The organism is Mesorhizobium sp. M4A.F.Ca.ET.022.05.2.1 (assembly GCF_003998845.1).
In the GTDB taxonomy this organism is placed as follows: Bacteria; Pseudomonadota; Alphaproteobacteria; order Rhizobiales; family Rhizobiaceae; genus Mesorhizobium.
This window is the reverse complement of the sequence record NZ_RZOJ01000216.1, coordinates 1-10,138: the sequence shown is the minus strand read 5'-3', so window position 1 is coordinate 10,138 and position 10,138 is coordinate 1. Positions and strand designations below refer to the sequence as shown.

Below are 10,138 nucleotides of genomic sequence, written 5' to 3'. Positions count from 1 at the left end.
GCTTGTTGCAATGCTGGCCATCAAGGCATCGTCGCCTGGGCCGGCGCTCTTTTCCCAGACCCGGGTCGGGCAGGGCGGTGTGCCATTTCGCTGCCACAAGCTGCGGACCATGTACCGAGGAACGCCGTCCTTGCCCACGCATGAGGCGCCGCCGCAATCCGTTACCGCCGTCGGCAAGGCGTTGCGCCGGGCCAAGATCGACGAGTTGCCTCAGCTTTGGAACGTGCTGAAAGGCGAAATGAGCCTTGTCGGCCCGCGCCCATGCCTGCCCACGCAGACGGAACTGGTCGAGCGCCGCCGGGACCTGGGCGTGCTCTCGGCGCTTCCCGGCATGACCGGCCTCGCGCAGATCCGGGGTATCGACATGTCGACCCCCGTGCTTTGCGCCGAGACCGATGCCGCCTACCTGCGGACTGCCTCGCTCGGCCTCGATCTCAGGATATTGCTGGGAACCATCTATCGCGCTTGAGCGTCGCCCGAGCGGCTTCGCCGCGCCAGTTCGGTGAGCTGCTCCAGCGTATCGGTTTCCGGCGCCCAGCCCTCCGCAAAAAGCAGCGACGGATCGCAAATCTGCGTTGCCGCCAGGGCTTCCCATGCCTTGGCCTTGCCGAACAACCTTGCCGCCAGCCGCATCGGAGCGGCGGGCACGGCAACCAGGCGCGGCGGCCGTCCGAAACCGCGCCGGAAGGCGGTGACGATCTCGGAGATCGCGGCGGGCGGGCGGTCGCCGGCTATATAAATGGGCCGCAGCGGCGTCGGTTTGGTCAACAGCCGCAGCACCGCGCCGGCCACGGCGCCGGTCGAAATCAGCGAGCGGGTCCCGGTCAGGGCCGCTGTCGGCAGCGGCAAGGCGCTATCGGCAAGCCGCATCAGCGTTGCCAGGTTTCCCTTCATGCCCTCGCCATGAACAGGCGGCAGGCGCAGCACGGCGGCGTCGGAACGGCCCGCCGATCGGTAGGCGTCGAGCGTCCTGATCTCGCCGTCGCGCTTCGAGCGGCCATAGGCGTCTTGCGGAGCAGGAACCGTTGCCTCGTCGATCGTGCCGCTGAAGTCCGGGCCGACGACCGCCCGGATCGACGACAGATAGAGGAAGCGTCCGCTTGCTAGCGCCGCCGCGGCACGCGCGAGCCGGCCGGTCAGCGCTCCGTTCGCGGCCAGATAATCCGGCTCGCTGGCGCCGCGGTCGTTGTTCAACGCCGCGCAGTGAACGACATGTGTCACTCCCTCCATCATTGCGAGGAAGGCGTCGGCGGGAGCATCGAAGCCGGGCAGCAGAACCGCCCCGCTTGCCCGCTCAAGCCGTTCCGGCCGGCGCGAGGCGGTGCGCACCTCGAACCCCGCATCGGCAAGGTGGCTCACGACCCGGCGTCCGATGAATCCCGTCGCGCCTGTGACCAGAACTTTCATGGCGGGTTTTCGCATCCCCTTGGTCAGGTTGCCGGCGCTATCGCGGCCGCCGGCTCCTGCGGCAGCCTCTGTTGGCGCCCCGACGCAAGGTAGGTTCCGGACACCACGAAGACCATGAAAGTCGAATCGAGGATATCGTGGCCGAGCAGGATGCCGGTCATTCCGCCGATCAGGTAGACGATCACCGTGACGGCGACCATCGTCGCGCCGAAGCGCTCGATCGGATCGGCGCTGACGCGCAGAACCTTTGCGGCGTTCCATGCGGCGACCGCGAAGATCGCCGCGAGCGTGATTGCTCCGGCCAACCCGGCCTGCACCAGCGCGGTCAGAAAGCCGTTGTGGAAATGGCTGAAGCCCATGGCCATGCCGAACTGGTCATGGAAGCCTTGCTTCATCAGCGCCTGGCTGGCGGCGATGCCGTGTCCGAATATCGGAGCGTCCCGGAATGCACCGAGCCCGATCTGCCACAGCGCCACGCGCAACCCCGTCGCCGTCGCGTGGTCGCCCTTGGCAAGCGCGTCCCAGTCGCTGAACAGGAAATCCGCGCGTTCCGACACGATATGGAAACCGAGAATGGCGATCACCAGCGACATCACGGCGGCAATCAGCAGCAGACGAGCAAGACTTGCCTGCTCCAGCCTGCGCCGGTTGATCAAGAGTACGGCGATGCCCGACACCGGTATGGCTACCCAGATGATGCGGGTGCCCGAATAGAGGATGGCAATGATGCCGGCCAGTACCGCCGGGATCAGAAGGCCTTTGGCTCTTTCAATGCCCGACAGCGCCCCGGCCATGCACATCATGACGCCGAGACAGGTGACCGTGGCGAACGGAATGGCGTTTCCGGCCCCGCCTTCGGCCCGCATGCCGAGCCAGTAGTATTGCACCACGGCCAGCACCAGGGCGCCAAAACATGCCGCCATGCTGGCGACCACGACGATGCGGGCAAGGGTCGCCTTTGCGGTTATGCTCCAGGTCGAGTAGGAGATCGGGAACAGCAGGAACGTGACCAGCGCCACGAGATGCGGCGCATCGGCCCCGAGCGCGTTGTTGACGGCCGACGCCAGCAGGTATGCCGCGCAATAGACATAGATCGCCACCGTTATGGCGAGCATCGGCGGATCGAAATTGAAGCGTCGCCGCTTCAGGGCGAGCAGTACCCCTGACCAAAGACCGCCGCCGATGAACACAAAGCTCACGGCCGAACCCAGCACCGGCGGACAAAAGAAGCAAAAGATCGAGAAGTAGACGTTGATCTGCGCGGGCGTGAGGTGCCGTTTGATGGATAAAAGCGGGTTCAATGCTCTGTTTCGCAATGTCTGGGGGTCGTTGGGACGCCGTGTTGGTCCGCGACGGCGGACGCGATCACCTTCGAAGCCACGGCGCGCGGGCAGCATGTGTGGCCGGTATAGCCGCTGGGTCCGATTCCCGATAGTGCGGCCGCTGGAGGGCCTATCACAAATCGGCAGCCCGGCGCGCATCCGCGTGAGCGGGAGCTTCGCGCTGCCGGGCCGTCCACGGTCACCCGAAAGGCAATAGTTTCTCCGTTCTTTGCCATGCATCAGGCGGTAGGGCAGGATTTTCCCACATACGCACTGATCGTGGAAAATTCATTCCAGATTGGCCATCTGGCGGGCGCGTCTGGCATTGTTCCCCGCAATCACGATCTGCTAGAACGCCCGCACGAATGTCCAGAAGCAAAGCTTGAACCGGGCTGTTTTTAAGAAACGGTGCCTGATCCGTTGATGCAAGGTCTGGATGGCACGAGAGAACGCTCACAGTCCATGAATATCGCACTTACGCACCTGCAGCGGCTCGAGGCCGAATCCATCCACATCTTCCGCGAGGTGGCGGCCTCCTTCTCCAAGCCCGTCATGCTCTATTCGGTCGGCAAGGATTCTTCCGTGCTGATGCACCTGGCGATGAAGGCCTTTTTCCCGGCCAAGCCGCCTTTTCCCTTCCTGCACGTCGACACCACCTGGAAGTTCCGCGAGATGATCGCCTTTCGCGACCAGATGGCGCAGAAGCTGGGCTTCGACCTCCTGGTGCATGTCAACGAGGACGGCGTGCGCGACAACATCAACCCGTTCGACCATGGCTCGAACACCCATACCCATGTGATGAAGACGGTGGCGTTGCGCCAGGCGCTCGACAAATACGGCTTCGACGCCGCCTTTGGTGGCGCCCGCCGCGACGAGGAGAAGTCGCGCGCCAAGGAACGGATCTTTTCCTTCCGCAACGCCCAGCACGCCTGGGACCCGAAGAACCAGCGGCCGGAAATGTGGAAGATCTTCAACACCCGCATCGCCGCCGGCGAGTCGATCCGCGTCTTTCCGTTGTCCAACTGGACCGAGCTCGATATCTGGCAGTACATCCTGCAGGAAGACATCCCGATTGTGCCGCTCTATTTCGCCAAGGAACGGCCGGTCGTGGAACGCGACGGCATGCTGATCCTCAAGGACGACGATCGCATGCAGTTGCGTCCGGACGAAGCGGTCGAGAACCGGATGGTGCGCTTCCGCACGCTTGGCTGCTATCCGCTGACCGGCGCCATCGAGTCCGATGCCGACACGCTGGAGGCCATCGTCGGCGAGATGCTGACGGCGCGCACCTCGGAGCGCCAGGGCCGCCTCATCGACCGCGACGAAGCAGGCTCCATGGAAAAGAAGAAGCGCGAGGGGTATTTCTGAGCATGCGCCACATCATGGCCAAAAGCCTCGCCCCCACCGACTCGATCCGCGAATACATGGCCGCGCAGGAGAAGAAGTCGCTGCTGCGCTTCCTCACTTGCGGCTCGGTCGACGACGGCAAGTCGACGCTGATTGGGCGTCTGCTGTCGGACACCAAGCAGATCTTCGAAGACCAGCTTGCCGCGCTGGAGCGCGATTCGCGCAAGCACGGCACGACAGGCGACGACATCGACTTCGCGCTGCTGGTCGACGGGCTCGAAGCCGAGCGCGAGCAGGGCATCACCATCGACGTCGCCTACCGCTTCTTCGCCACGCCGAAGCGCAAGTTCATCGTCGCCGACACGCCCGGCCACGAGCAGTACACGCGCAACATGGCGACCGGCGCCTCGACCGCCGATCTCGCCATCGTGCTGATCGACGCGCGCCAGGGCGTGCTGCGCCAGACCAGGCGCCATTCGATCATCGCCTCGCTGCTCGGCATTCGCCACATTGTGCTGGCCGTCAACAAGATCGACCTCGTCGATTTCGACCAGGCGGTGTTCGACAGGATCGTCGAGGATTACAGCCAGTTTTCGCAAAGCCTCGGCTTCCAGACGATCGTGCCGATCCCGATGTCGGCCCGCTACGGCGACAATGTCTCCAGCCGCTCCGGCAACATGTCGTGGTATTCGGGGCCAACGCTGATCGAGCATCTGGAAACCGTATCGGTCGACGAGGCAGTGGTCGAACTGCCGTTCCGCTTCCCGGTGCAGTATGTGAATCGCCCCAATCTCGATTTCCGCGGCTTTGCCGGCACCATCGCGTCCGGGTCGGTTTCGCAGGGCGACGAGGTCGTCGTCGCCAAGTCCGGCAAGTCGTCGCGCGTCAAGCGCATCGTCGCCCATGGCGGCGACCTTGCCCAAGCGGTTGCCGGCCAGGCGATCACGCTCGTCCTCGACGACGAGGTCGAGGTGTCGCGCGGCAACATTCTGGTCGCGCCGGCGTCGCGGCCGCAGGTCGCCGACCAGTTCGCCGCCAACATCGTCTGGTTCGACGAGCATGCGCTGCTGCCCGGCCGCTCCTACATCCTGCGCACCGAAACCGACCAGGTGAGCGCCACCGTCACCGAGCTGAAGTACCGCGTCAACGTCAACGACTTCGCCCACGAGGCGGCGAAGTCGCTGGAGATGAACGAGGTCGGCATCTGCAATCTCTCGACGCGCTCGCCGATCGCCTTCGACAATTTCGCCGAGAACCGCACCACCGGCGCCTTCATCCTGATCGACCGCATCAGCAATGCCACGGTCGGCGCCGGCATGATCCTGCATTCGCTGCGCCGCGCCGAAAACATCCATTGGCAGTCGCTCGATGTCGGCAAGCGCGGCCGTTCCGACCTGAAGAACCAGCGGCCGGCCGTGTTCTGGTTCACCGGGCTCTCCGGCTCCGGCAAGTCGACCATCGCCAATCTGTTCGAGAAGAAGCTGTTCGCCTCGGGGCGCCACACCTACATCCTCGACGGCGACAATGTCCGCCACGGCCTCAACCGCGACCTCGGCTTCACCGACGCCGATCGCGTCGAGAACATTCGCCGCGTTGCCGAGGTCGCCCGGCTTATGGCCGATGCCGGCCTGATCGTCATCGTCTCCTTCATCTCGCCCTTCGCCGCCGAGCGGCGCGTGGCGCGCGAGCTGATGGCGGATGGCGAGTTCGTCGAGGTGTTCGTCGACACGCCGTTCGAGGAATGCGCCAGGCGCGATCCGAAGGGCCTCTATGCGCGCGCGCTGAGCGGCGAGATCAAGAATTTCACCGGCGTCGATTCACCCTATGAAGCTCCGGAGAATCCCGAAATCCATCTGAAGACGCTCGGCAAAACGGCCGAGGAGATGGTAGAGGCCCTGGAACTCTGGCTGAACGAGCGCGACATTGCCGAAGACCAATATGACAGCGGCGGCGGCATCTGAGGACGAGGCCATGCTCGGCGTGTTCGAGCGCCTGGCGCTGGATGCCGGGCGCGAGGTGATGCGCGTCTTCCACGCAGGCTGCGCTATCGACACGAAATCGGACAGCACGCCGGTGACGGAAGCCGACCGCGAGAGCGAGAAGATCATCCTCGCCGGTCTGCGCGCCGCCTATCCCGACATCCCTTGCGTGGCCGAGGAAGAAGTCGCGGCGGGCGTTGCGACGCCCGATCTCGACGACGCCTTCTTGCTGATCGATCCGCTCGACGGCACCAAGGAATTCGTCAACCGCCGCACCGATTTCACCGTCAACATCGCGCTGGTCCGCCACGGCGTGCCGGAGATCGGTGTCGTCTTCGCGCCCTGCACGGGGCGTTTCTTCTCGGGCCGGCCGGGCAGGGCGGAAGCGATCGAGGTCGATGCCAATTTTCGCATCACCGGCCGCCGCCCGATCGCCGTGCGGACAGGGGGGATGCCGCTCGCCGTGGTCGCCAGCCGCTCACACAACACGCCGGAAACCGATGCCTTCATCCGCGACCTTGGCGCCGCCGAGATCGTTTCGGTCGGCTCGTCGCTGAAATTCTGCCTCGTCGCCGCCGCCGAGGCGGACGTCTATCCACGCTTCGGCCGCACCATGGAATGGGACACCGCCGCCGGTGACGCGGTGCTGCGGGCCGCCGGCGGCATGACGCGCACGCTGGACGGCAAGCCGCTCGCCTACGGCAAGCGCGACCAGGCCACGGACGCGGATTTCGCCAACCCGCATTTCATTGCCAGCGGGAAAAGCGCGGGCGCAGCTTAAACGCTTGCAACTGACGGCCAGCTATCGCTTCGTCATCCTGGAGCGAAGCCACGTGGCGCAGACCCTGGGATCCATGCCGTGACGTTAAGGCATTGCAACGGTTAAGAATTCTGCTCTGCTGTGTTCCCCGTCCGAGGGCACGGCTACGCCGCCGCGACGTGCGCCGAGTTCGAGCCGATATAGTTACGAATCGTCTCGATGATACGGTCCTGGTCGGCTTCGCTGAGATAGGGGTGCATCGGCAGGCAAAGGATATGCTTCGGCAGCTCTTCCGAAACGGCGAGGCCGGTCGGCGTGCGCGGATAGTCGCGATAGGCAAGCTGCACGTGCAGCGGCTTCACATAATAGATGACGGAAGGGATGCCCTTCTCCGTCAGATGCGCCTTCAGCCCGTCGCGCTTCGGCGTCTCGATGGCGTATTGCGCCCAGGCCGAGCGGCCGTGGCCAAGATTGCGCGAGGCCTTGAGGATATCGCCGAGACCCTCGGCGTAGCGCTGCGCCACCACCTGCCGGGCAACCATCTCGTCCTCGAGGATGGCGAGCTTCTCGATCAGGATCGCCGCCTGCAGCGTGTCGAGACGCGAATTGATGCCGACGCGGATGTTGTCGTACTGCGTTTCGCCCTTGCCGTGGAAGGCGAAGGATCTGAGCTTGTCGGCCATCGCATCGTCATTGGTGAACATCGCGCCGCCGTCGCCGTAGCAGCCGAGCGGCTTCGCCGGATAGAAGCTGGTCGAGCCGACATGGCCGAAGGAACCGCAGAACTTGCCGTCGGCCGAGCCGCCGATCGACTGGGCGGCATCCTCGATCACCAGCAGGTCCTCGCGCTTGGCGATCGCCATGATCGCATCGTAGTCTGCGGCGAGCCCGAACAGGTCGACCGGTATGATCGCCTTCGGCTTCAGCCTGCCTTCCTTCCTGATCATCGCGATCGCCGCCTCGAGGCTGGCGATGTCGATGTTGTAGGTGTCGGGACCGACATCGACGAATACCGGCTCGGCCTTGGCGAGCGCAACAACTTCGGCCGTCGCCGCGAAGGTAAAGCTCGGCACGAACACCGCATCGCCCGGGCCGATGCCGGCCGCAAACAGCGGCAGCAGCAGCGCGTCGGTGCCGTTGGCGCAGGCCACGACATGCTTGGTGCCGACATAGGCCGCGAGTTTGTTCTCGAATTCGGTGACCTGAGGCCCGAGGATATAACGGCCTTCGTCGACGACGCGGTCGATCGCGGCCTTCAACCGGTCGCGGATACGTTCGCGCTGCGCGCCGAGATCGATGAACTGCATGTCTGCCTCAAGGGGTTGGTGCGTGTCGACAAGGGCAAGCGGCGGGGGCATGACGCGCACAGAAACAACAACTTAACCGCCGCTGGTACCAGACTTGGACAATCCGAGAAAGCCAGCCCGGGGGCATGGCGACCTGTCGGGATGTCGCAGCATGTTACCGCCGATCTCTCCTGCTTCTCCGCAAGGTGCCGGAAATCCGGCCTTTGCAGGGTGCAATCAGCGCCTTTTCTCGCGCCTTTTCGGCCGGTGGAAACATAAAGTGATCAGCCGGCTGGGCGGCTTTACCGCCGGATGGACGGCCGATCAGGCGATTTCATGGCGCCAGGGCGGATTGGCGCCGGCGCGCGACACCGTCACCGCCGCCGCCTTGGCGCCGAGCGTCAGCGCCTGGCGGATCGCGTCTTCCGACAGGTCGCCGATCGCCGCCTTGGTGAGCAGGCCCTGTTCGTGCAGCGAGGCGAGGATGCCGGCATTGAACGTGTCGCCGGCGCCGACCGTGTCGACCACCGCCACCTTCTGCGGCGTCACCGTGACCTTGTGGCTCTTGCTGTAGCCGACCGCGCCCTCGCTGCCATGGGTGACGACGATCAGCTTCGGTCCGCGATCCAGCCAGTTGCGGATGACGTCCTCATGCGAGCCGGCTTCGTCGAACCAGTTGAGGTCCTCGTCCGACAGTTTCACGATGTCGGCCATCGCCATCATCTCGCGGATGCGCCGCAGGTGCTTTGCCTTGTCGGGGATGAAGTTCGGCCGGATGTTGGGGTCGAGCATCATGACGCGACTGTTGTGCTCGCGCCGCATGAACTCCTCATAGGCCGATCCCGCGGGCTCGGAGATCAGGCTGATGGCGCCGAACAGCATCGCCTCGATCTCGGCGCCGAGGCTCGGCAGATCCTCGATGGTGAGCATGCGTCCGGCGGTGTTCTCGTCGTAGAAGGTGTAGGTCGCCTGGCCGTTGGTGAGCCGCACGAAGGCGAGCGTCGTCGGCCTTGGCGAGGTGTGGGCATAGGTGGAGCTGACCTTGCTTGCCCCGAGCGCTTCGCGGAACTGGCCGCCGAACAGGTCCGACGACAGGCCGGAAAAGAAGCCGGCCGGCGCGCCGAGCCGCCCGAGCGCGATCGCCGTGTTGAAAACCGCGCCGCCGACATAGGGCGCGAAGGCCGGCTCGCCCTCGGTCGTCGTGCGCGGCAGCATGTCGATCAGGGCTTCGCCGCAGCAGAGGATCATGATGTCTGGCTTTCCGGCGGATAGATCACGCCTTTGCGGATGATGATGTTGGCATAGAGACGGGGCTCGCTGGTGGCGACGATGGCGTGCGCGGCCTTGACCCGGGCATAGAAGTCGGCGCCGGCCAGCGCAACCACCTTGTGGCCGGGCGCGCGCCTGGCGCAGACCGCTTCCATCTCATGGTGGACCGGATCGGCAAGCGCCGGATCGCCCTTGACCGAGGCGCGAAACAGCGCCTCTGGCACGGCGTCGTCCACCGGCAGCACGCTCAGAATGGCGTCGAGCACGGGGACCAGATGATGGCCGTCGGCGCGGATCAACCGATTCGCCTGCTGCTCGGCCGGGTAGTTGCCGTCGACAAGCGCGATTTCGTCGCCATGGCCCATGGCGCGCAGCGTCGCCAGAAGCTCCGGGCCAAGCAGCGACGGGATGCCGATCAGCATTCAGGGGCTCCTGGAAATGGTGGTCGAGCCGATCAGGAAGCGCTCGGACAGGGGCAGGCTGGCGCCGCCAAGTGCCCGAGCGTGGATGCCGACGGTTCCTTCGCGCACCGCCGGCAACTTCAGGCCTTCGCCGTCGATCGTGCCGACGGCCACCCTCACAGCATCGACGAGACGGCCGCGCACCGACAGCGGCATCCAGCCGTCGATCACCGCCGCCTCGAAATCGATGACCGAGGAGGCCGCGACGATAGCGTAGGCCAGCGCCTGCGCGGCTCCGGCGATCCATATGTCGAGCTCGGGACCGATGTCGCCCCAGTCCTCGGGCGACGTCCACAGATGCGAGGCC

Annotated in this window: 9 protein-coding genes and 1 pseudogene; 4 read left to right on the top strand and 6 right to left on the bottom strand. The window is 65.1% G+C overall.

Going from position 1 to position 10,138, the window contains the following annotated elements; genetic code table 11:
* Positions 1-469 (top strand): sugar transferase (locus EN745_RS21625; RefSeq protein WP_145992087.1); only part of this gene is annotated, 469 nt, incomplete at its 5' end.
* Here the strand turns inward: EN745_RS21625 and EN745_RS21620 are convergent.
* Positions 457-1,407: an NAD-dependent epimerase/dehydratase family protein gene (locus tag EN745_RS21620; protein WP_126055833.1), complete on the bottom strand. Its 951-nt coding sequence runs from the start codon at positions 1,405-1,407 to the stop codon at positions 457-459. The two genes, EN745_RS21625 and EN745_RS21620, sit on opposite strands and share 13 nt — an antisense overlap.
* A 23-nt stretch (positions 1,408-1,430) precedes the next feature.
* Positions 1,431-2,708, bottom strand: coding sequence for an O-antigen ligase (locus EN745_RS21615; RefSeq protein WP_127422214.1), 1,278 nt, complete (start codon positions 2,706-2,708; stop codon positions 1,431-1,433).
* A gap of 483 nt (positions 2,709-3,191) precedes the next feature.
* On the opposite strand from EN745_RS21615, the gene cysD reads away from it, so the two are divergent.
* The 3 genes from cysD to cysQ are packed head-to-tail and all read left to right on the top strand — an operon-like array spanning position 3,192 to position 6,836.
* Positions 3,192-4,097: a sulfate adenylyltransferase subunit CysD gene (gene cysD / locus EN745_RS21610; RefSeq protein WP_126055831.1), complete on the top strand. Its 906-nt coding sequence runs from the start codon at positions 3,192-3,194 to the stop codon at positions 4,095-4,097.
* Positions 4,098-4,099: 2 nt separating this feature from the next.
* On the top strand, positions 4,100-6,037 hold the full coding sequence (gene cysN / locus EN745_RS21605; protein ID WP_189363115.1) for a sulfate adenylyltransferase subunit CysN: 1,938 nt from the start codon (positions 4,100-4,102) through the stop codon (positions 6,035-6,037).
* Positions 6,038-6,047: 10 nt separating this feature from the next.
* Positions 6,048-6,836 (top strand): 3'(2'),5'-bisphosphate nucleotidase CysQ, encoded by a 789-nt coding sequence (cysQ, locus tag EN745_RS21600; protein WP_189363116.1) that lies wholly within the window; start codon positions 6,048-6,050, stop codon positions 6,834-6,836.
* 143 nt (positions 6,837-6,979) lie between these two features.
* Here cysQ and EN745_RS21595 read toward each other — a convergent pair whose 3' ends face one another.
* From EN745_RS21595 to EN745_RS21580, 4 genes and pseudogenes are all read right to left on the bottom strand, one after another.
* A complete protein-coding gene (locus EN745_RS21595) occupies positions 6,980-8,122 on the bottom strand; it encodes a DegT/DnrJ/EryC1/StrS aminotransferase family protein (protein WP_127422212.1) in 1,143 nt (380 codons plus the stop codon).
* A 303-nt stretch (positions 8,123-8,425) separates the two neighbouring features.
* The gene (locus tag EN745_RS21590; protein ID WP_126055828.1) at positions 8,426-9,349 is read right to left on the bottom strand and encodes a carbohydrate kinase; all 924 of its coding nucleotides are present in this window, start codon (positions 9,347-9,349) and stop codon (positions 8,426-8,428) included.
* Positions 9,346-9,792: an RbsD/FucU domain-containing protein gene (locus EN745_RS21585; RefSeq protein ID WP_127422211.1), complete on the bottom strand. Its 447-nt coding sequence runs from the start codon at positions 9,790-9,792 to the stop codon at positions 9,346-9,348. Before EN745_RS21585 ends, EN745_RS21590 begins: the two co-directional genes overlap by 4 nt.
* Positions 9,793-10,138: pseudogene (locus EN745_RS21580) on the bottom strand (ROK family protein); the annotation flags it as partial. It abuts the gene before it with no gap.

Bases quoted from the DNA above. Each gene is read 5' to 3' on its own strand.
- EN745_RS21585 (WP_127422211.1), bottom strand. From the start codon at position 9,792: ATGCTGATCGGCATCCCGTCGCTGCTTGGCCCGGAGCTTCTGGCGACG.
- EN745_RS21595 (WP_127422212.1), bottom strand. From the start codon at position 8,122: ATGCAGTTCATCGATCTCGGCGCGCAGCGCGAACGTATCCGCGACCGG.
- cysN (WP_189363115.1), top strand. From the start codon at position 4,100: ATGCGCCACATCATGGCCAAAAGCCTCGCCCCCACCGACTCGATCCGC.
- cysQ (WP_189363116.1), top strand. From the start codon at position 6,048: ATGCTCGGCGTGTTCGAGCGCCTGGCGCTGGATGCCGGGCGCGAGGTG.
- EN745_RS21590 (WP_126055828.1), bottom strand. From the start codon at position 9,349: ATGATCCTCTGCTGCGGCGAAGCCCTGATCGACATGCTGCCGCGCACG.
- EN745_RS21620 (WP_126055833.1), bottom strand. From the start codon at position 1,407: ATGAAAGTTCTGGTCACAGGCGCGACGGGATTCATCGGACGCCGGGTC.
- cysD (WP_126055831.1), top strand. From the start codon at position 3,192: ATGAATATCGCACTTACGCACCTGCAGCGGCTCGAGGCCGAATCCATC.